This is a genomic window from Rhodococcoides kyotonense (genome assembly GCF_001645385.1).
GTDB lineage: Bacteria > Actinomycetota > Actinomycetes > Mycobacteriales > Mycobacteriaceae > Rhodococcoides > Rhodococcoides kyotonensis_B.
Genome location: NZ_LVHI01000040.1, coordinates 27,610 through 48,278, shown reverse-complemented (window position 1 = coordinate 48,278; position 20,669 = coordinate 27,610). Strand labels below are relative to the sequence as shown.

Sequence of the window (20,669 nt, the reverse complement as noted above, 5' to 3'; positions counted from 1 at the left end):
CCGGAGTAGCGTCGAAGTCGTTCCTTGCTGCGGACTTCCACCCCCCTTTGACAAGTCCGGGCCAGAAGAGGGACGCGAAGGCCCCGGCAAAACCCCCCCGTTGCCGGGGCCTTCACCTGTTCCCGTCGATCTCGGCTCTGTACTTGCTCTTTCGAACTTTTCGGTCCGTTTTCCCTCTCGCGCCCGAATTTTCGGGAAACATGGAAGTTATGCATCGGTCGATCGCGCTGGTTGCTTGTCGCCGGTTGCGCGGTGTCTGAGATGTATCTGCATCCGAAGGACGGCGTCGCGATCGTCGTCTGCGTCGAGAACACCCGATCGGAATGGGTCGCACGGTTGCGTGCATCGATCGACGGCATCGGGCCGTCGCACCGGCCACTGTCGTTGACGGTGTGGTCCGACGCGACGCACTTCGGACATGCTGTCGTCATCGGGCTCGACCCCGAATTGGGCTGTTCCAGGCTTGCCGTCGACCCCGACGCCGAGAATTCGGTGCGACGCATCGTTGCGTGGCTGTGTCACCCGATCGCCGGACTCTACGTCAGTACGTGATTGCCGGAACGGCAGACAGCGGGCATGGTGCGCCGTCATAACGTACCGACGGACGTGTACCATCGTCCGAAACAATCTTTTGGACGGTTTGTCCCCGAGGCAGACCGATGACCGAAGACCGTTGTTCGGCCTGGCCCGTAGCGGCGAGCATGGATGGTACGGACGAGACCGATGCGAGGGGGGTTCGCATGATCGCCGACGCAAGTGCGTTCGTCGTCGCAGGAGCTGTTCTTGTCGCGCTCACCGCAGGTATTGCGGGTATCGGTGTCCTCGGTCGAGGTGCAATCGCAGCCACCGACCGGCTTTTCGCCCCGGCAATTCCACTGCTGCTGCTCGGTTCGCTGCTCTTCGTGGCCGGTGTCTGGACGACGGGCGCTCACGACCCGCGGGCCATCGTGACGAAAACCGCGATCAGTTGGACGACGATCACTGCGGGAGTGGTCATCCTGCAATTCCTCCGGCACTCGACGTCGTTCCAGGGACTCGACCGATGGGTCCCCGGTTCGGACGGGTACGACGTCGTCGCATGACGATCGGGGCGCGGAGCGCCCTGTCGCGGAGGTCGATCGGGGCGGGTGCGCGCAGCCGGAGGTAACCGGCGATTCGAAAGTCGACGTCGGTGACGGATAGGGTGCAGAGCAGTAACGATCGGGACACGGGCTGTTGCAATCGGGGAGCGCATGGTTGACGCGTCCTCGATCCCAGGCAGGATGAATCCGACCTTCGGCCTAGAAGCAGACCGACCGACATAGCGAGACAAGAGCGATGACTGACTCACTACGCGACACCACGGCATCGGTGTGGACTGCGAACTCCCTGTTCGCGGGGGACGACATCACGGCAGGCGACCATCGGGCCACCGACTGGGCAAGTACGCCGCTCGGTCCCGTCGAATCCTGGTCGCCGGAGCTGACCGCTGCAGTCGCGACGGTGTTCGATTCGGACGTGGCGATGCTGCTGTGGTGGGGTTCCGACCTGGTTCAGATCTTCAATCACGCGTACACGCCGTTTCTCGGTACGAAATATCCGACAGCGATCGGTCAGCCCGCCGCCGAATGCTGGCCGGACGTATGGCCGGACATGGGTCCTCTTGCCGACGAAGCACTGAAGGGGCGAACCACGCACGGCACCGAGGTCCGGCTGTTCGTGGACCGGCGTGGCGGGGTGCCCGAAGAAACCTTCTGGACGTTCTCCTACAGTCCGATTCGCAGTGCCGATGGTGGCGTGCTCGGGGTGTTCGTCGCGACCAGTGACGTGACCGGACGGGTCCTCGCCGATCGCCGTATGACTGCCATGCAGCGACTCGGTGCCATCTCGACGACACAGGGTCAGCATCCGGTGACGACCTGCCGCGCCGCGTTGACGATGCTGTCGGAGTACGAGTCCGACATGCCCGTGCTGATGCTCTATCTCGATCCGGTGGCCACGTTCGACGTCGACGGTGCGCATCGACTCGGGAGTGCAGACAACGTCGTGCCACTCGGCGACGGCCGAACGCTGGAATTGGTCGCTGTCGGGGAGGGCATCGAGCCCGACGACGCGCACCGATGGATTGCCACTGCCCATGGCACCGGCGGCATCGCCGAAGCCGTCGCCTCCGGTTCGGTCGACTTGGCTGGCGGACTGCCCACTGTCGACGGCGGGCCTGCAGTCGAGTCAGTGCCCATCAGCGACATCGTTCTGCTTCCGCTGCGAATTTCGGGCAGGACGGAGCCGGTCGGTGTTCTGGTCGTCGGAACCAATCCGCTCCAGGTGGTCGGCGATCAATACCGCTGGTTCCTGGATGTCGTCGCAAGTCGTCTGTCCACGACGCTCACCGATGTCCTGGCGTTCGAGTATCAACGTGACCGCAACGATGCGTTGGCCGAACTGGACGAAGCGAAGACCCGACTGCTTCAGAACATCAGCCACGAGTTCCGTACCCCGCTGACGATGCTGTTGGCTCCACTTCGCGATTTGGTGCAGTCGACCGACGGGTCCGACCGTGCCGCAGCGGACCTCGCACTGCGCAATGCTCAGCGGCTACAACGACTTGTCGATTCCCTTCTCGACGTGGCCCGAGCGGGGAACGGGGCGCTTGCACTCGATCGTGCGCCCACGGACATCGACGAACTCACCCGCGCCTGCGTCGACCGGTTCGACGGCGCGGTCGAGGCGGCAGGATTGACACTCGACGTGTCGATCGACGTGAGGCCCTCTGCGATGGTGTCGATGGACCGCGAGAAGTGGACACGTATCACGACCAATCTCGTCGCGAACGCGATCAACTACACGCACGCCGGCAGAATCGAAGTGTCGCTCGGTCGTTCGGCGGGGAATCTCGTTCTGCAGGTGTCGGATACGGGGATCGGTCTGAGCGACGAGGACCGTGCGCGCGTCTTCGACAGGTTCTACCGAGTCGCCGGCGCGGAAGGTCGCAGCGCGGAGGGCTCGGGAATCGGACTTGCATTGGTGGCGGAGCTGGTCGCTGCGCTCGACGGCACGGTGACGGTGGACAGCACACTCGGTGAGGGAAGCACCTTCACCGTCGTGGTGCCCGCAGGCGACGTGTCGGTACTTCCGCCGGTGTCCGCGCCGGCGGTGGCGGACCTGGAAAGCGCTGTGGTACAGCCGAGTTCGGGCGAGCTCGAAATTCACCGGGGTGTGCGCGGCGATGCCACGCGCTCGGTTCTGCTGGTCGAGGACAACGTCGACATGCGCGAGTACCTCGTAGGACTGTTGACGGCCGAGAACTGGAACGTGCACGCGGCAGGTGACGTCGAGACTGCTCTCGCTCACGCGCGTTCGACACCGCCGTCGCTGGTGCTCACCGACGTCATGTTGCCCGGGCGAAGCGGCCTCGACCTCGTTCGTGAGGTCCGCAGCGATCCAACTCTCGTGCGTCTGCCCGTGGTCGTCCTCACCGCGCGGGCAGGTACCGAATCGTCCGTCGAGGGTCTCGAATCGGGCGCCGACGACTACGTGGTGAAACCGTTCGCGCCCCGCGAGCTGATCGCTCGTCTGCGGGTGCATCTCGAATTGGCTGCGTTCCGAGAAGAATTGCTCGAGGCGAGTCAGAACGAGGCGACGACGCTGAAGGAGGCCATGCGGACCCGCAGCACGATCGGCACCGCGATCGGTCTGCTGATGGCGGCGAACAACTGCGATGCCGACGAGGCCTTCACGAAGCTGACGACCTTCTCGCAACACAGCAACCGAAAGGCGAGGGATGTGGCGGCGGAGATAGTCGCGGACTTCACGCGTTCGTAGACGATCTCCACCGCAACGAGTCACATACTGAACGCCCCGCTGAAGTCGAGCGGGGCGGCTTCGATGTGGCGGCCCCGCGGGGTTGAATCCACCAGTTCGCCGTCGCGGACGACGACGCGGCCCCCGACGAGCACCGTCACCGGCTTACCGCGTAGCTGCATGCCTTGGTAGGGAGTGTAATCGGTGGCCATGTGAAGGTCCTCGACGTCGACGGTCCACTTCAGGTCGGCATCCCACAGGACGATGTCCGCGTCGGAGCCCGGCATCAGCGACCCCTTGCGTGGATAGAGTCCGTTCGTTCGTGCCGGGTTGGTCGACGTGAGTTCCACGAATCTGCTCGGCGTCAGCCCGCGTTCACCGACGTACTTCGAGAACACGACCGGTAGCCGCGTTTCCACACCGGGCAAACCGTTCGGCATGTGCCTGACGTCGTGACGGTGGCGTTGCTTCTGAGTCAGGTCGTAGCAGCAGTGATCGGAACCGATCGTCGTGATCTGACCGGTGAAAAGATGTTTTCCGAGGCCGTCGACCACGTCGGCGGAGCGCAACGGCGGGCAGCAGACGAACCGTTCCGGTTCGTCGCCGGAGTACTGGGAGTCATCGAGAACGAGGTGGTGCGCGACGGCCTCGGTGAACGCGACGAGCCCACGTTTGCGAGCGTCGGCGACGAGTTCCACTGCGGCGGAACTCGATTGGTGCACGAAGTAGACAGGTGCGCCCTGGGATTCCGCGATGGCGAGTACGGCTGCGACGGAGGCGGATTCGGCCAGCTCCGGACGAGTACGCGACATGTTCGACGCGTCGATCCCGTCGGTGTGTGCTGCGAGGTTCTGCGCATCCACGACGATCGCGTCGGATTCGCAATGGATGATCACCATGCCGCCCAGATCCCGCGTCGTCTGCATCGTGTTGAGAATCGTGTGCTCGTCGGCCATCGTCTCGCCGGCATATGTCGTGAACATCTTGACCGTGCGTATGCCTGCGTCGGCCATGGTCGCCAGCTGCTCGGCGGTGGTGTCGTCCCACTCGACGACGCACGCGTGCAGCGCCGAATCACACAGTCCCTCGGACGCTTTCGCGCGCTGACCCTCTGCCGCGTCGAGTGGACGCTGCCCGGGCCGCGGAATCGCGAAGTCGACGATGGTGGTCGTTCCCCCGAACACGGCGGCGGTGGTGCACTCGAGGTAGGAATCCAGTGAGGTGAACTCTCCGGATGTGAATCCGACGTGACAGTGCGGATCGACACCGCCCGGCAACACGAGCTTGCCGGTGGCGTCTACGACCTCGGCGGACTCGTCCACGGGCGCACCCGGTGTCAGCACAGCGAGGATCTTGCCGTCGTCGACGAGCAAATCCGCTGGTCCCATCCAGGTGGCTTCGACGACGGTCCCGCCGCGCACCACCTTCACGACCTGGCCCCGAGGTACGCGCGCCAGCCGCCTGCGTCGCTGATGTCGACGACGCCGTCGGCCGTCAGTGCGTTCTCGCGCATCCGCATCGACAACGAGCCGCTCCCGTCGGCGAGCTCGATGACGCCGAGTTCGAGTTCGACCGGCTCGCGCGGAAGCAATTCCTCGCGCAGCACGTCGTACTCCACCTCGTACAGCTCACCGGGCACCACGCGACCGTCGTCGGTGACGGGGTGCAGTCCGGGGAACTCGTCGCGGACGGAGTAGAAGCGGTACTTGGGTGCGGTGTCGACCTTGCCGACGAACTTCGCGTTCTGCAGGGCGTCGTTGAGGCTACCGCCGGACATCGCCTGTCCGTTGACGAACATCGTGACCAGTGCCATCGAAAGTATCTCCTCTAGAGAGTCGGGGTGGCGACGAGACGCGCAGGTGAGTACGCGTCGACGTCGACCGCTGGGTTCTTACCGAGTACGAGCGCCGTCAGAACGTCCGCCCACAGTGGCGCGAACGTGAACGAGTATGTGCCACCGGCGACGAAAAGACCGCGCGCGGAATCGAGTTCACCGATGACAGGCATCTCGTCGGGAGTGGTGACGACGGGACCCGTCCATGCGTCGAGCAGCGTTGCGTGGCCCAAGGATGGAAGTATCCGGGACACCTGCGCGCGACTGCCGGTGGTGCTGTCCGTGTTCAACGGAGCTTTCCCCGTCGGATGGAACGGTCCGGCCGGCCAACCGCCACCGAGGACGATTCGTCCGCGTCGATCCTGTTTGACGGACATTCCTTCGCCGACGTGCTGAACCAGGACGTCGAGCGTTCCGGGGGCCGCCTCCAGCGTGTGCATCTGCAACGACGTCGGCCTGAGATCGAGATGCACGCCCGCCAGCGCCGCGACGTCGGCCATCCACGGGCCTGCGGCGTCGATTACGGAGTGTGCGTTCCACGTTCGGTCGAACGAGGTCACGATCCAGCCGTCCGTTCGACGGTCGAGCGCGGTCACGGGGGTGTCGGGGTAGAAGATCGCGCCTTCGAGAATGGCCTGGCGCAGAAGTGCAGGCGTCGCGAGATCGGGCTCGGCGAAACCGTCCCAGGCGCACCAGGTCGCAGCCAGAACGTCCTGACCGAGGAGGGGCAACGCCTGTCGCGCCTCGGATCCGGTCGATATCTCGGTGGGAATGCCCGCGGCTGTCTCCCATTCGTGCTTTTCGTGCAGAGATGCCACCTGCGCTTCGGTTTCGGCGACCATGAAGCCGCCACACCGATTCAGCCCCAGCTGAGGAACGTTCTCGGCCAAACCGTCCCACAGAATGCTCGTCGCATTCTGCAGTGGCAGAAGCTTCTTCACATCCATCGGCGTTCCCTGCCCCGGGCGTCGGGTGTGGATGCTCTGGATATGCAGGTTGCCTGCGGTGGTTCCGGAACCCTGGGTATTGGCCTGGGACCGGTCCAAGACTGCGACCGTGGACCCGGCGCGGACCAGAGCGAGCGCCGTAGCCGCGCCGACGATTCCGGCTCCGATGACGACGACATCCACCTCAGGCTGCATGGCCTGCTCCGAGGACTCGTGCCGATGCCTCGGCGACGCCGGACTCGTCGACAATGGTCTGCAGCGCGGCGAGAGTGTCGGTGGCAGTGACCGGCAACAGCGGCGGGCGTACGTGTCCGCCGGGTTGGCCGAGAAGATTCATGACGGCTTTGAGCTGGGGGATCGGCGACGCGTACACACCGCTGTAATCGCCGCCGATGAGACGAGACGAGTACGCGCGGTACTTGTCCGCCCACATACGCGCGGTCTCGACGTCGCGGTCGGCCACCGCCCGATAGAACGGGACTGCGAACGGCGCACCGACGCCGCCACCGTCGATGTTGCCGTCGCCACCCAGGTCGAGCAGGGTGGCGAGACCGCGGCGGTGAAGAAAGCTGCCGAAAACGCGTACTCGATCGGACACCGCTTCGACGGTGTCGAGCATCTTCAGCCAGTCCCCGGTGCTGTCCTTGATGGCCGCCACGTTTCCGATGTCTGCCAGCCGAGAGAACAGGCCGGGCGTCGACCCCATGTCGACCGCAACGCCGCGCGGCCAGTTGTAGACCATGAAGGGGAGCTGTGTCGCGCCCGCGACGGCGTCGTAATACGAGACGATTTCGTCGGGACTCGGGTGGACGTACGGCGGTGGCGTCGCCAGAACTCCGTCGGCACCGGCGGATTCGGCGTGCTTGGCGAGGGCGGACGACTCGGTTTCGGTGTAGGCGCTGACGCCGATCACGACAGGGAAGCGTCCGGCGACTGCGTCGACCGCCACCTCTGTCACGGTACGGCGCTCGTCTTCGGTCTGGCTGTACCATTCACCGGTACTTCCGTTCACCAGAACCCCGTCGACGCGCATGTCCGCGTAGAGGTTCATCAGGGCACCGAGGCCGTCGGTGTCGAGGGCGCCGGTTGCAGTGAACGGGGTGGGAGCTGCGGGCCAGTAACCGGACCATGCGACGTCATCGCGATTCATGAGGAGCCTTTCGAGCGGAGTGCGCTGAGATTCGAATATCCGATCGCGCTGATTGTGCGCGGGTTATGGGATCGATTGCATAGACTGCCGTCGGAGGGGTCGAGCAGTCAAGCGGGAAACACAGATGTAACGCAGACGCGATCGAATACCCCTACGCGACAACCAGGTCCGAGAGCGAGCAGGAGCGAATGACAGTCACCTTGATCGATGTCGCACAGGCTGCGGGAGTGTCGCGGAGTACAGCGTCCCGCGCCCTCAGTGGATCATCGCTGATCTCTGCCGAGACCCGCGCAGCAGTGGAACACGCGGCACGGGCCCTGGGTTACCGGCCCAATCGTGCAGCGAGCGCGCTGCGCTCCAATCGGTCCCATCTCATCGGGCTCGTCATGAACAACCTGATCAACGCGACGTTTCACACCGTCGCCGAGGTCGTGCAGAAGCGGGCGTCGGCGAGCGGATTCCAGGTGTTGCTGTGCATCACCGACGCCGACCCCGGCAAGGAGAACGACGTTCTGTCGATGCTCGGCGAACACGGGGTCGACGGCACTATCGTCATCGGCAGCGGTCGCAGCGCCGACGCGTCGAACGCACTGTTGTCGGCCGGAAGGGGCGTCGTCAATCTCATCCGGTCCGTTCGGGGCAGTGGGGCGCCGACGGTTCTCGCCGACGACCTGGAGGGAGCGAAAGAGGCGACCGCGCACCTGCTCTCGCTCGGGCACACCCGCATCGGGTACATCGGGGGCCCGGCCGACGCGACGTCCGGCCGGGAGCGATTCGACGGCTACTGCCGCGCCTTGGCGGACGCCGGCGTAGACGTGGACGAGGGACTGATTCGCAAGGGGCCGTTCACCACCGAGTTCGGTGCCGAGGCCGTGAATCTCCTACTCGACGACGCGCGCCCGATGACGGCCCTCTACGCGGCGAACCACGAGGCGGTGTTCGGCATCCTGCCCACCTTGTCGGCGCGAGGCGTGTCCATCCCGGACTCGTTGTCGCTCGTCTGCCACGAGGACATGCCCTGGTTGAAGATGTGGCAACCGCCTGTCACCGTCGTGGACAACGGGGCCGCTCAGTTGGCCAATGTGGCCATGGATCTGCTGTTTCAGCAGATCAACGACGCGGCGGTCCCGGACGGACGTACCTATCGAATCGGCGCACGGCTCGTCGACCGCGATTCGTGCCGGCCCGAGCGCTCATGACGGACGCGGTGCGTAAACAGTTGGTGTCGTCGATTTCGAGCGTGTTAACCGCGTTGACGGCCACGAATCAGTCTGCGACGCTTTATGCAATCGATCCCATCGATGAAGACGACTCGATGCCGATTCCAACCAAGGCCCTCTGCTGCAATGCAATTCGAACATTGCGGCCCCCTCGAAAGGCTCACCACATGCGCAAGACCACGGTAATCGCGGCGACGTTGCTCGTCGCTGCTGCCGCCGCCGGATGTAGTTCGTCGTCCGACGAAAGCGCCGTACCCACCGACTGCACGCCCACCCTCGGAGCCGCGGATCTCGCAGAGGAGGGTGTGTTGACGATGGCCACCAACGCCACGCTGCCTCCGATGCAGTACGTCGACGCGAACGGCGACGTGATCGGAATGCGCGTCGATCTCGGCAAGGAGATCGCGAAGCGACTGTGCCTCACGCCCGAGTTCGTCAACATCGAGTTCGACGCTCAGATTCCGGGTGTGCAGAGCGGTCGTTGGGACATGATCGACACCGGCATGTTCTACACACCGGCGCGTGCCGAGACGATCGACCTCGTTCCGTACGAGGTACAGGCCGTGTCGATCTCGGTGCCGTCGGGCAATCCCGAATCCATCTCCACCGTCGACGATCTCGCGGGAAAGACCATCGGCGTCGAGGCCCCCGGGTACGAGTTCGACACGCTGACTGCGCTGTCCGAGCAATTTGTCGCGGAAGGCAAACCCGCGTTGACCGTTCAAACGTTCAAGACCAACGCCGACGCCTACCAGGCGCTGTCGGCCGGGCAGCTGGACGGAACCTCGATCGTGGAGTCGGTCACGTCCTTCTACCAGTCCGACGGCCGATTCGAGACCGCGGTCGGCGGCATCAACGAGGCACCGCTCGCGATGGGATTCGCGAAGGACAGCAAGGCTGCACCCGAGGTAGCGCGTGTGCTCGACGAGATGCGCACGGACGGATACCTGCCGGACCTCTTCGACCGATACGACGTCACCGGCTACGACGGAGCCATCGAAGTCAGCACCGGCCCGCTGGACAGCTGAGTCACCGACAAAGGAAAGGCAATTTCGATGTGGTCGTGGGACGCATTTTTCTCCATCCTGACGAGTAGACAGCTGTTGGAAGGTGCATGGGTCACCATCTGGCTGACGGTCGTGAGCATGATCCTCGGCCTTGTTCTCGCCGTCGTCGTCGCGGCGGCACGGTCGTCGCGTCTCACACCGTTGCGTGCGGTGTCCGGATTCTATGTGTGGCTCATGCGCGGAACGCCGCTGCTCGTGCAGTTGGTCATCATCTATACGGGCCTTCCGCAGGTCGGTATCAAGCTGGGTGTGATCGAAGCTGCACTCCTCGGTCTGGTCCTGAACGAAGCGGCCTACTTGTCCGAGATCGTCAGGTCCGGCCTGATGTCCGTTCCCACCGGTCAGACCGAAGCGGCACGGGCCCTCGGCATGTCGCCGGCCAAAGTCTTCCGCGTCGTCGTGCTTCCGCAGGCGATGCGTGTGATGATCCCGCCCTTGGGAAACAGCTTCAACGGTCTGCTCAAGACCACGACGCTGGTGTCGGTCATTTCAGTGCAGGAGTTGCTGCGACGCACGCAATTCCTGGTGCAAGTCAACTTTCGTGTGCTCGAAGGCCTCATCGCCGCCGCGCTGTACTTCCTCGTCTTGACGACCCTGTGGGGCCTGATCCAGAAGATGATCGAAGTGCGAGTCGGTCGTGGCTACGACCGCAACTACAAGCGTAAGACTCGTGACGACCGAAAAGCGTTGGACGCCAGCGCGATGGAAGCGGAAGCGGTGAACCGATGACGATGCTGGACACTGGCGTGACGATGATCGACGTAAGCGGTATGACCAAGGCGTACAACGATCTGGTGGTGCTCGACGGCATCGACTTCTCGGTGCGCAGGGGCGAAGTGGTGCTGCTGCTCGGTCCGTCGGGAAGCGGAAAGAGTACGTTGCTGCGCACGTTGAACTGCTTGGAGACGATCGACTCGGGCACCGTCCGTGTATGCGGCGAGGTGATGGGATTTTCGGACGACGCGACGCGTCGACCGCTGTCGGAGTCGCGTCTGGCGAAACAGCGACACCACACCGGCATGGTGTTCCAGAGTTTCAATCTGTTTCCGATGATGACCGCCGTCGAGAACGTGGCGGCCGGACCGCGGCACGTACTCGGCATATCGAAGGATCAGGCGCGGTCCGAGGCCTTGTCCCTGCTCGACATGGTCGGCCTCGGTGACAAGGGCGACAACTACCCGTCACAACTGTCCGGTGGCCAGCAGCAGAGAGTGGCCATCGCACGAGCGCTCGCAATGAAGCCGAAGGTGATGCTGTTCGACGAACCCACATCCGCCCTGGATCCCGAGATGGTGAACGAGGTGCTGGACGTCATGATCAGGCTGCGTGACGAAGGGATGACCATGGTGGTGGTCAGCCACGAGATGGGATTCGCACGCGCTGCCGCCGATCGCGTGGTGTTCATGAGTGACGGCAGAATCGTCGAGGACGCACCGCCGAACGAATTCTTCACGAACCCGAAGAACCCTCGGACTCGGCAGTTCTTGAGTCGCATTCTCTGAGGCGTCGGCTCTGCAAGGTTTCGGAGAACCCGATTTTCGGGGACACTCGGTAGCGTGACCACCATCGGAACCCGTGTGACAGAAGAAGTAGTCCTTGTCGATTCCGAGGGGAATGCTGTCGGAACGCATCCCAAGTCGTCGGTGCACACGACGAGCACGCCGCTCCATCTCGCGTTCTCGTGCTACGTGTTCGACGGGGACGGCCGAGTGCTCGTCACCGAGCGTGCGCGTCACAAGAACACGTGGCCAGGGGTGAGAACGAACAGTTGCTGCGGTCATCCTGCGCCCGGAGAAGACATGGGAGAGGCGGTGATTCGCCGTTTGAAGCAGGAACTCGGAATCACCGTCACCGCCCCGTTCCTGTTACTTCCGAAGTTCCGCTATCGCGCGGTCATGGAGAACGGCGTGGTCGAGAACGAGATCTGCCCGGTGTTCGGAGTGCGCTACGACGGGCCCGCCCCCGAGCCGAATCCGGACGAGGTGCATCGTGCGGACTGGATTCCGTGGTCGGAGTTCTCCCGGTTCGTTCTCGATGGGGGAGACGTGTCGCCGTGGTGCGAGGAACAAATGCCGCTGCTCGTGCAACTCGGCGACGATCCCGGATCCTGGCGGGCAGGCGAGGAGTCCGACCTCCCGGCGGCAGCGACGTACACGGCGCGCTGACCGACCACGGCGTTTCGTAGCCGGTGTCATTCGAACAACCGACACCCGACCCGATATGGTTGATCGGTGGATCACACACGGAGGTCGTCGGGCGTCATCGAAAGCACACGAGGAGCGGTCGGGGTACATGCAGGAGCGTGCTGAGAACACTCGCCAGGCCGTGCTGGTGGGCGCAGCCGTCAGCTTCGAGAAGTACGGGTACGGAACGGCAAGCCTGTCCACGATCCTCTCGCACGCCGGGGTGACCAAAGGCGCGATGTACTTCCACTTCTCGTCGAAGGAAGATCTCGCCAACGCGGTCATCGACGCTCAACATCAGCTCGCCATGGACGGTCTGCGGACGGTTCTCGATCATGTTCCCACCGCGCTGGACGCGATGATCCTCGCCAGCCAGGAGTTGGCGCGTCAGCTCGTCGTCGAGCCTGTCGCACGTGGTGGAATGCGACTGACGCTCGAGATCGGCAGCATCCAGACGCCGGTGAAACGTCCTTACATCGACTGGATCGAATCGATCGGCAAACTTGCGGCCAGGGCTGCCGCCGAAGGCGACCTCGTCGACGGCGTCGACCCGGAGATGTTGGCCAAGTTCGTGGTCGGTGCCTTCACGGGCGTGCAGACGTTGTCGGAGGTTCTGCACGGTCGCTCGGATCTGTACCAGCGCCTGAGTGAGATGTGGCAAATCCTGCTGCCGGCCGTGGCAGCGGACTCGGCCCTCGATCGGGCTTTGGCGGTCGCGCGCAACGAGCCGCGGAACTGGGCGGCGTCCTAGCGTATATTTCGATTTCAGGACACGACCGTTGTCCGGAACGAGGCTTTTCATGACCGACGTGCTTTCTCGCCGCGACCTCGACTTTCTGCTCTACGAATGGCTCGACGTCGAATCGTTGTTGTCGCGCAAGCGTTTCGCCGAACATTCACGTCAGACGTTCGATGCCGTCATGGACCTGTGTGCGGATCTCGCGCACAAGCATTTCGAACCGCACAACAAGAAGTCCGACGCGCAGGAACCCAGGATGCGCCCCGACGGTTCCGTCGAGATGATCGACGACGTGAAGACGGCTCTCGACGCGTACTCGGCGGCGGGGCTGATCGCGAGCCAGTTCGACGAGAGCGTCGGGGGAATGCAGTTGCCGACGACCGTCGCGCGGGCGGCGATGGCCTGGTTCCAGGCGGCCAATGCGTCGACGGCGTCCTATCCGTTTCTGACGGTGGCCAACGCGAATCTGATCGCGACGTACGGGACCGCGTCCCAGATCGACGACTACGTCCGGCCGATGCTCGAAGGCAGGTACTTCGGCACGATGTGTCTGTCGGAACCACAGGCAGGATCGTCGCTCGCCGACATCACCACGCGCGCCCTGCGGCAGGACGACGGCAGCTACCGGCTCACCGGCACCAAGATGTGGATCTCGGCAGGTGACCACGAGCTCACCGAGAACATCGTCCATCTCGTCCTGGCCAAGGCGGAGGGTGGTGGACCCGGCGTCAAAGGTATCTCGCTGTTCATCGTTCCGAAGTTCCTCCCGGGCGGCACGCGCAACGACGTGACTCTCGTCGGGCTGAATCACAAGATGGGCAACCGCGGTACCACCAACACGCTGTTGGCGTTCGGTGACGGAACCCATTCGCCCGACGGGCAGTCCGGGGCGATCGGCTTCCTCGTCGGCGAGGAGCACCGCGGGTTGTCGTACATGTTCCACATGATGAACGAGGCGCGCATCGGCGTGGGCTTCCTGGCGATCGCGCTCGGGTACGTCGGTTATCTGAAGTCGGTCGACTATGCGAAGGTGCGGACTCAGGGACGTGCTCTCGGTGCGAAAGACCCTCTCTCAGCGCCGGTTCCGTTGATCGAACACGCCGACGTCAGGCGCATGCTGCTGGCGCAGAAGTCGTACGTCGAGGGCGCGCTTGCACTGGGTCTGTACTGCTCACGCCTCGTCGACGAGCAGGACACGGCGGACGACGACGAGGTGAAGGCCGAGTCGACTCTGCTGCTGGACGTCCTGACGCCGATCGCGAAGAGTTGGCCGTCGCAGTGGTGTCTCGAGGCCAACAGCCTCGCCATCCAGGTCCACGGCGGGTACGGCTACACCCGGGATTACGACGTCGAACAGTACTACCGCGACAATCGTCTCAATCCCATCCACGAAGGCACGCACGGCATTCAAGGGCTCGACCTGCTCGGCCGGAAGGTCACGATGCAGGGTGGTGCAGGACTGATGCTGCTCGTCGGCCGCATCGCGGCCACCGTCGAGGCTGCACGGGCGGCCGGCCTGTCGGACTACGCGGACCCGCTGAACGCAGCGACTCAGCGAATCGCCGAAGTCACCGCCGGACTCTGGGCGACGGGTGATCCCGCTGTCGCGCTGGCCAACTCGACGATCTACCTGGAAGCGATGGGGCACATCGTCATTGCATGGATGTGGCTCGAACAGCTCCTCGCCGTCGCCGACAAGTCCGGCGATTTCTACGACGGCAAGCGGCACGCTGCTCGCTACTTCTTCCGCTACGAGTTGCCCAAGGTCGGGCCCCAGCTCGATGTGCTTGCCTCGCATGATCGTACGACGCTGGACGCGAATCCCGCCTGGTTCTGACCGCAGACCCGTGCTCGGCAATGTACAGCCCGCTGTACATTGCCGAGCACGGGGGCGTCAGCTGCCCAACAAGGTGAACGAATGTTCGCGGATCAGGATCGTCGGACCACCCGTCTCGTAGGCCTGATCCGGGTCGCTCGACAGCACCTGTCGCCAATTGCCCTCGGGCAGAACGAATTCGACGGTCGCGGGGGACGAATTCACCATCCACGCGAAGACGGTGTCGTCGTCCCCGGAGGCCAAACGGACGAGCATCGACAGCGCCGACGCGTCGTCCCAGTCGTCGTCGCCGAAGATCTCACCGTCGGCGCGATAGAAGTCGACGGTGTTCTCGCTGCCGCTGTCACTCCCGTGTCGGAACCATCTGGGGCGCAGCGCGGAATGGGCGGCACGCAACCGGATCAGGTCAGTGGTGAAGTGCTTCAGTTCTTCGTCCGCCGATGACCAGTCGAACCACGACAACTCGTTGTCCTGGCAGTAGGCGTTGTTGTTGCCCTGCTGGGTCCGACCGATCTCGTCGCCGCCGAGGATCATCGGCACTCCGGCGGACAACAGCAGTGTCGCCAGATGGTTGCGCTGCTGACGGGCACGCAACGCGTTGACGCCCTCGTCGTCGGTCGGCCCCTCGGCGCCGCAGCCCCACGAGCGGTTGTCGGACTCGCCGTCGGCGTTGTCCTCGCCGTTCGCGTCGTTGTGCTTCTCGTCGTAACTGTTCAAGTCCGCGAGAGTGAAGCCATCGTGCGCCGTCACGAAGTTCACCGACGCCAGCGTCGGTCGTCGCGTGCTCTCGTACACATCGGGACTGCCGGTGATGCGCGTTGCGAAGGCGCCGAGCGAGCCCGGTTCACCGCGCCAGAAGTCACGCACGTCGTCCCGGAACTTGCCGTTCCATTCCGACCATCGAGCCGGGAATCCGCCGACCTGGTATCCCTGCGTGTCCCACGGCTCGGCGATGAGCTTGACCGAGGCGAGCGTCGGATCCTGGTGCACCAGATCGAGAAACGCGCTGTGCTTGTCCAGATCCGCGTCCTGACGGGTCAGTGTGCTGGCGAGGTCGAAGCGGAATCCGTCGACGTGCATCTCGGTGACCCAGTAGCGAAGCGAGTCCATGATCAGAGCAAGCGCCGCGGGATGCCCGACGTTCAGGCTGTTTCCGGTGCCGGTGGTGTCGAAGTACGAGCTGCGGTCGTCGTCGACCAGTCGGTAGTACGACGCGTTGTCGATCCCCTTGAGCGACAACGTCGGTCCGAGGTGATTGCCCTCGGCCGTGTGGTTGTAGACGACGTCGAGAATCACTTCGATGTCGGCGGCGTGCAATGCCTTGACCATCGCCTTGAACTCGTCGACCTGGCCGCCGGTGTCGCCGGCGCTGCTGTACTCGTTGTGCGGTGCGAAGAATCCGATCGAGTTGTATCCCCAGTAGTTCCGACGGCCCTCTTCGAGCAGATGAGAGTCCTGTACGAACTGGTGAATCGGCAGAAGTTCGACGGATGTGACGCCGAGATCGACCAACGACTGAACAGCTGCGGGGTGAGCGAAGCCCGCGTAGGTGCCACGAAGGTGCTCGTCGACTTTCGGATGGGTTTCGGTGAAGCCTTTGACGTGGACTTCGTAGACGACGGTGCGGTCCAACGGGATTCGCGGCGGAGTGTCCGAACCCCAGTCGAAATCGGACGCGACGGCCACGGACACGGGCATCGATCCGGCGGAATCGGCGTCGTTCCGTGTCTCGGGCTCGTCGTGATGATGAGAGAAGACCGATTCGTTCCAGTCGACGCCACCCGCGACGGCACGGGCGTACGGGTCGAGAAGAAGCTTGTTCTGGTTGTGGCGTAACCCTTCCGCGGGGTTCCACGGACCGTCGACGCGCAGTCCGTACCGCGATCCGGCCACCAGGCCGTCGACGATTCCGTGGAAGACGTGCCCGGTGCGTTCGGACAGCACCGTCGACGACAACTCGTTTCCGTCCTCGTCGACGAGGACGACGGTCACCGAATCTGCTGTTTCGGAGTACACGGCGACGTCGGCCGCACCGGTGTCCAGCAGGGACACTCCGAGGGGGTACGGCTTGCTGATGGGGGACGAGGCGTCGGTCATTGCAGCCCTGTACCCCGCGCAGGGTGGGGTAAACACGTTTGAGATCGACGCGGCGCCGGGTACGGACAGGCATGGCTGATTACAGAGTTCTGAACCCCAAGGGCGACGTCGTGGCAACCAAGACCATCGAGAGCGCCGACGACGCGCACGCATGGTTCATCGACCAGAAGGCAGACGATACCGAGCTGGGCTGGCGCATCGAGGTCGACCACGACGGCGAGTGGTCCTTCTTCGACGACACCGACGGCAACCGACCCCACTGAGTCGCTCGCACGCTGGTTCCGTCGTTACGGGCGGGTGTCCCGTAGCAACGGAACCAGCGGCACTCCGTTGTCGATGATCTCGTCACCGACCTGAACGAATCCGTGACGCGTGTACATCTCGACGAGGTAGCTCGGTGAATCGATACGGCAGGGCGCTGACCCGACGTCGGCCAGGGCTGCCTGCAGCAACCGCGTCGTGTGGCCGTGGCCGCGATCGGCGCGCCGGGTGCACAGGTGCCCGAGGCTGTAGGACTTCTCGTTGCCCGAATTCTCTTCCAACAGGCGCACGGTTCCGATGACGTCCCCGTCCCGCTCGAGCCAGAAGTGCCGAGTGCGCGGAAGCAGATCGTATCCGTCGAGCTCCGGGTAGAAGTAAGCCTGCTCGACGACGAACACCTCTACGCGCAACTTCAGCAGGGCGTAGAGCCGATCCGTTTCGAGGTCGCCCGCCCAGGCTCTCACCAGAGTCGGTGGACGGTCGGTTGTGGGCGATGTACTCATGAGCAGTCAGTCCTCGGTCTGGTCGCGTGGGTCCGGAGGTGGTGGGCCCGACGATGTTTACCCGTTGGTCCGTTGTTCACTCCACGTTCAGTGGATGCGAGAAATAGTACCTGCCTGCGTCCGAGTGATCAGACCTCGGCGCTCGAATTCGGTCAACCATCCCTCCATCGGCCAACGATTCCAGCGCCTGTGGAAGACAGCGGAATTGCGCACGATGTCGTCGAGATGCTCGACGGGTGGCGACGACACCGGGTGGTGTTGGTGATAGGCGTGCGCCCCACCCACCCAGCCGAGTCCGACGCCCGCCGCTCGTGCCGTTGCAGCGAAATCGGTGTCCTCGCCGCCGTAACCCGAATAGCCCTCGAAGAATCCGCCGATCGACGCCCACGTCGCCGGCGTGACACCGAACGACAGCGACCAGAACAGATCGTAGTTGTCACCTTCCTCGACGATTCCGGGAAGTGGGTCGGGTCGGGCAGTGTGCGGGCGCGTGTTGGCGACGAGTTCGTCGGTGGCCCACGGCCCGTCCTTGGGAGGGAGGTACGTGACCGGGCCGCACAGCAGGTAGTGCCCATGGCTGCGAGCAGCATCCGCGTACCGCCTCAGCATGTCCGTGCCGGGGATGCAGTCGACGTCCAGGAAGACCAACACGTCGGCTCCCGCCTCGATCGCCGTCGTCGCACCGGTGTTGCGCGCGTGAGCAATCGGCAGTTGCGGCCTCGGCGCATCCACCGAGACGACAGCCGCGTCGCTACCGCTTTCGGCAACCACGTCGGTGATCGCGTCGTCACCCATCGCGACGACGACGTGCAGCCAGGGTGCCGGCGACGACTCTGCGAGGCCACGCAGTTGGCCTGCCAGGTGCTCGTGCCGTCCCGAGACGACGGTGACGACGGCGATGTTCACGACGGCACCGCCCGAGAGATCGCGGAGGCCGCACGTTCGGCGGCGCCGTTCTGCCGAACCTGTTTCCACGCAGCGGGATTCAACGCCAATGCGTCGTCGAGCAGTCGTGGCCAATTCTCCGCCGACGGCCATTGCGCCGCAGTGACGGCCACCGACGAGCCCGCCAACGCGGCTGCGGTCGCGACCTGTTCGTCGTACGGACGATGTTGCGGGATGACGACGGCGCGCGTTCCTGCGCACGCGACATCCGCGATCGCATTCTGACCCGCGTGCGTGACGACGACGGATGCGGAACACAGCAGGGGCCATACGTCGTCGACCCAGGTCGACGCGTCGAGACCCACGGCCGCCCAATCGAATCGAGTGTCGGATGCAGCTGCGTCGTCGATATCGCGTGCGGTGAGCGCGGTTCCGCCCGCGCCGCCCAACACGAGCACGCCTGGGGCGTCGTCGACGGTCTCGTGTGCGCGGCCGGCGAATCTGCTGACGACGCCGACGTAATCGGTTTTGTCGGCGTGCATGCGCAACCACGTCGGATCGTAGACAGACTGCGACCACGGCGCGACGATGCGGGTCGCGGCCTGGTAGGCGAGTCGGTGTGGAGCGTCGTCTCGCTCGCCGGGCATCGCCATGACGACGACCGGAACGCCGAGCAGCCGAACGAACACCGCCACTTCCACCGACACGTCGACGACGAACACCCGCGGACGCATGCGTGCGATCCAGTCCGCGATGGCAACCATCCGGTCCGTCAGACCGCGGACACCCAGCGGAGCCCAGTGCAGTGTTCCGCCCACGGTCGGGTCGATCGGGGTGACGTCCTCGTCGACGTCGAGAGGAAGCGTGACCCATTCGATGTTGCTGTGAGACGGTCGCTTTCGCGACGACAGAACGACGAACTGCTCGTCGCTGGCTGCCGCGATCGACGTGGCGCGGGTGACGTGACCGGACCCGTGGTGATGCGCGTAGTAACCGATCATCGCGGTACCGCCGCGGACGAGTCGGCGCGCGAGAGTACGCGACGGTAGATCGATTCGTGCGTCTCGGCGATTCGAACTCGTTCCTGCTCGCGTGCCTGCCGTGACGCGGAGGCGACACGGCCACGCGCGTCGGACGCGTCGTGTACGGCCGTCGTCAGCGACTCGGGGTCGAACCTGTCCAGGCCGAATCGATACGTGTGACAGGGTTTCTGCTCGGCGTAGTAACCGCAGTCGGGTGCGATCGCCGCCGTGCCGACGTCGTAACACGCCTCGAGCCACCCCGAGTGCGTTCCGAACCTGTACGGCAGCACCGACACATCGATCTCGGTCAGGTAGCGCCATAGTTCGTCGTCGTCGAAGCGCCGGTGGATTCGCACGTCGACACCGCGGTTCTCGTACTGTCGCAGCGCGTCACCGACCGGCCTGACGCCGCGTTCGTCGTCGGACCCGAAGACTTGTTCGTCGATGTCGAGCCGGACGACCGCGTCGGGGATCTCGTCGGCCGCTCTCACGACGGCATCCATGACGGCCAGCGGATCGAGGTTGGCGCGCAGGTTCTTGGCATGGACCCCGATGACGAAACGGTCGGTACTCGGGCGTGGGCCACCGATCAGATCGAGCGGAGCAACATGCGGATGAGGCACGACGGTGGCGTCGACGCCCCAGCGCGACACGATCTCGGCGGCAGCGCCGTCGGTCAACGTGACGACCTCGGCCGCGGCGGGCACCAGCACATCGAGATGTTCGAGATGCAGCGTGTTGTCCGCGAAGTGCGGATTGTGCAGGTCGTGCACGGTCAGGACGAGGGGCTTGCCGTGGTCACGCAACACGGTGGCGACGTCGACGAGTTGTTCGGGCGGAAGTGCGTCGAAACCGAAGTGCAGATGAAGCACGTCGAACGTGTGGACGTTCTCCGCCAGCCAATCCGCTTCCAGCCACCGAGGCGGCCACCACGGATCGTTGGTCGTAGCGCCGGACGGAATGGGATCCGGCAGCCGGACGACGGTCGTACCGGTGACGGGTTCGAGATGGGCCACGTACTGGTGTGCGGTGGGCACCGAAGCGACGGTGATCAAATCGGAGGGTTCCTCTGTCTGCAGACGGGATATAGGAGGTAGTGGGGTACCCTGCCCGGCTGCTCGAGAAGGAGTGTTCTTGGTGACGT

General features: G+C 64.3%; 20 protein-coding genes. 11 read left to right on the top strand and 9 right to left on the bottom strand.

What is annotated here, in order from left to right:
* Window positions 1-261 precede the first annotated feature (261 nt).
* The 3 genes from A3K89_RS23685 to A3K89_RS23675 all read left to right on the top strand — a co-directional run bounded on the left by A3K89_RS23685 (window position 262) and on the right by A3K89_RS23675 (window position 3,801).
* On the top strand, window positions 262-552 hold the full coding sequence (locus A3K89_RS23685) for a hypothetical protein (protein WP_157105431.1): 291 nt from the start codon (window positions 262-264) through the stop codon (window positions 550-552).
* A 188-nt stretch (window positions 553-740) separates the two neighbouring features.
* Complete coding sequence (locus A3K89_RS23680) at window positions 741-1,082, top strand: hypothetical protein (protein WP_157105430.1); 342 nt, start codon at window positions 741-743, stop codon at window positions 1,080-1,082.
* A gap of 235 nt (window positions 1,083-1,317) precedes the next feature.
* Window positions 1,318-3,801: an ATP-binding protein gene (locus A3K89_RS23675; protein ID WP_068431608.1), complete on the top strand. Its 2,484-nt coding sequence runs from the start codon at window positions 1,318-1,320 to the stop codon at window positions 3,799-3,801.
* A gap of 20 nt (window positions 3,802-3,821) precedes the next feature.
* On the opposite strand, the gene hydA is transcribed toward A3K89_RS23675, so the two are convergent.
* From hydA to A3K89_RS23655, 4 genes are read right to left on the bottom strand one after another with little or no spacing between them, the layout of a single operon-like run.
* Window positions 3,822-5,210, bottom strand: a complete 1,389-nt coding sequence (hydA, locus tag A3K89_RS23670; protein ID WP_068431604.1) for a dihydropyrimidinase — start codon at window positions 5,208-5,210, stop codon at window positions 3,822-3,824.
* Window positions 5,207-5,593, bottom strand: a complete 387-nt coding sequence (locus A3K89_RS23665) for an allophanate hydrolase-related protein (RefSeq protein WP_068431601.1) — start codon at window positions 5,591-5,593, stop codon at window positions 5,207-5,209. The genes hydA and A3K89_RS23665 overlap by 4 nt, the downstream gene beginning before the upstream one ends.
* A 14-nt stretch (window positions 5,594-5,607) precedes the next feature.
* A complete protein-coding gene (locus A3K89_RS23660) occupies window positions 5,608-6,756 on the bottom strand; it encodes an NAD(P)/FAD-dependent oxidoreductase (RefSeq protein ID WP_068431598.1) in 1,149 nt (382 codons plus the stop codon).
* The gene (locus tag A3K89_RS23655; protein ID WP_068431595.1) at window positions 6,746-7,711 is read right to left on the bottom strand and encodes a dihydrodipicolinate synthase family protein; all 966 of its coding nucleotides are present in this window, start codon (window positions 7,709-7,711) and stop codon (window positions 6,746-6,748) included. The genes A3K89_RS23660 and A3K89_RS23655 overlap by 11 nt, the downstream gene beginning before the upstream one ends.
* A gap of 188 nt (window positions 7,712-7,899) precedes the next feature.
* Here A3K89_RS23655 and A3K89_RS23650 point away from each other — a divergent pair, with 188 nt between their 5' ends.
* The 7 genes from A3K89_RS23650 (at window position 7,900) to A3K89_RS23620 (ending at window position 14,757) form a co-directional block, all read left to right on the top strand.
* The gene (locus A3K89_RS23650; RefSeq protein ID WP_068431592.1) at window positions 7,900-8,910 is read left to right on the top strand and encodes a LacI family DNA-binding transcriptional regulator; all 1,011 of its coding nucleotides are present in this window, start codon (window positions 7,900-7,902) and stop codon (window positions 8,908-8,910) included.
* 188 nt (window positions 8,911-9,098) lie between these two features.
* Window positions 9,099-9,959: an ABC transporter substrate-binding protein gene (locus A3K89_RS23645; RefSeq protein ID WP_068432031.1), complete on the top strand. Its 861-nt coding sequence runs from the start codon at window positions 9,099-9,101 to the stop codon at window positions 9,957-9,959.
* 27 nt (window positions 9,960-9,986) lie between these two features.
* Window positions 9,987-10,727 (top strand): amino acid ABC transporter permease, encoded by a 741-nt coding sequence (locus tag A3K89_RS23640; RefSeq protein WP_068431589.1) that lies wholly within the window; start codon window positions 9,987-9,989, stop codon window positions 10,725-10,727.
* Between the two features lie 23 nt (window positions 10,728-10,750).
* Window positions 10,751-11,500 carry an amino acid ABC transporter ATP-binding protein gene (locus tag A3K89_RS23635; protein ID WP_157105439.1) on the top strand — a complete coding sequence of 250 codons (750 nt, stop codon included), beginning with the start codon at window positions 10,751-10,753 and terminating at the stop codon, window positions 11,498-11,500.
* Window positions 11,501-11,554: 54 nt separating this feature from the next.
* Window positions 11,555-12,163 carry an isopentenyl-diphosphate Delta-isomerase gene (idi, locus tag A3K89_RS23630; RefSeq protein WP_084424057.1) on the top strand — a complete coding sequence of 203 codons (609 nt, stop codon included), beginning with the start codon at window positions 11,555-11,557 and terminating at the stop codon, window positions 12,161-12,163.
* Between the two features lie 127 nt (window positions 12,164-12,290).
* Entirely contained in the window at window positions 12,291-12,932 is a 642-nt protein-coding gene (locus tag A3K89_RS23625) for a ScbR family autoregulator-binding transcription factor (protein WP_068431584.1), read from the top strand.
* Window positions 12,933-12,981: 49 nt separating this feature from the next.
* Window positions 12,982-14,757 carry an acyl-CoA dehydrogenase gene (locus A3K89_RS23620; protein WP_068431582.1) on the top strand — a complete coding sequence of 592 codons (1,776 nt, stop codon included), beginning with the start codon at window positions 12,982-12,984 and terminating at the stop codon, window positions 14,755-14,757.
* 57 nt (window positions 14,758-14,814) lie between these two features.
* Here A3K89_RS23620 and glgX read toward each other — a convergent pair whose 3' ends face one another.
* On the bottom strand, window positions 14,815-16,854 hold the full coding sequence (glgX, locus tag A3K89_RS23615; protein ID WP_068431580.1) for a glycogen debranching protein GlgX: 2,040 nt from the start codon (window positions 16,852-16,854) through the stop codon (window positions 14,815-14,817).
* A 71-nt stretch (window positions 16,855-16,925) separates the two neighbouring features.
* Between glgX and A3K89_RS23610 the strand changes: the two genes are divergently transcribed.
* Window positions 16,926-17,117: a hypothetical protein gene (locus A3K89_RS23610; protein ID WP_068431577.1), complete on the top strand. Its 192-nt coding sequence runs from the start codon at window positions 16,926-16,928 to the stop codon at window positions 17,115-17,117.
* Window positions 17,118-17,141: 24 nt separating this feature from the next.
* On the opposite strand, the gene A3K89_RS23605 is transcribed toward A3K89_RS23610, so the two are convergent.
* The 4 genes from A3K89_RS23605 to A3K89_RS23590 form a co-directional block, all read right to left on the bottom strand.
* Window positions 17,142-17,618 carry a GNAT family N-acetyltransferase gene (locus A3K89_RS23605; protein ID WP_068431573.1) on the bottom strand — a complete coding sequence of 159 codons (477 nt, stop codon included), beginning with the start codon at window positions 17,616-17,618 and terminating at the stop codon, window positions 17,142-17,144.
* A gap of 87 nt (window positions 17,619-17,705) precedes the next feature.
* Entirely contained in the window at window positions 17,706-18,524 is an 819-nt protein-coding gene (locus A3K89_RS23600; protein WP_068432025.1) for a glycosyltransferase family 2 protein, read from the bottom strand.
* Window positions 18,521-19,504 (bottom strand): glycosyltransferase, encoded by a 984-nt coding sequence (locus tag A3K89_RS23595; protein WP_068431570.1) that lies wholly within the window; start codon window positions 19,502-19,504, stop codon window positions 18,521-18,523. Before A3K89_RS23595 ends, A3K89_RS23600 begins: the two co-directional genes overlap by 4 nt.
* Window positions 19,501-20,562, bottom strand: coding sequence for a hypothetical protein (locus A3K89_RS23590; protein WP_254303662.1), 1,062 nt, complete (start codon window positions 20,560-20,562; stop codon window positions 19,501-19,503). The genes A3K89_RS23595 and A3K89_RS23590 overlap by 4 nt, the downstream gene beginning before the upstream one ends.
* Window positions 20,563-20,669 lie beyond the last annotated feature (107 nt).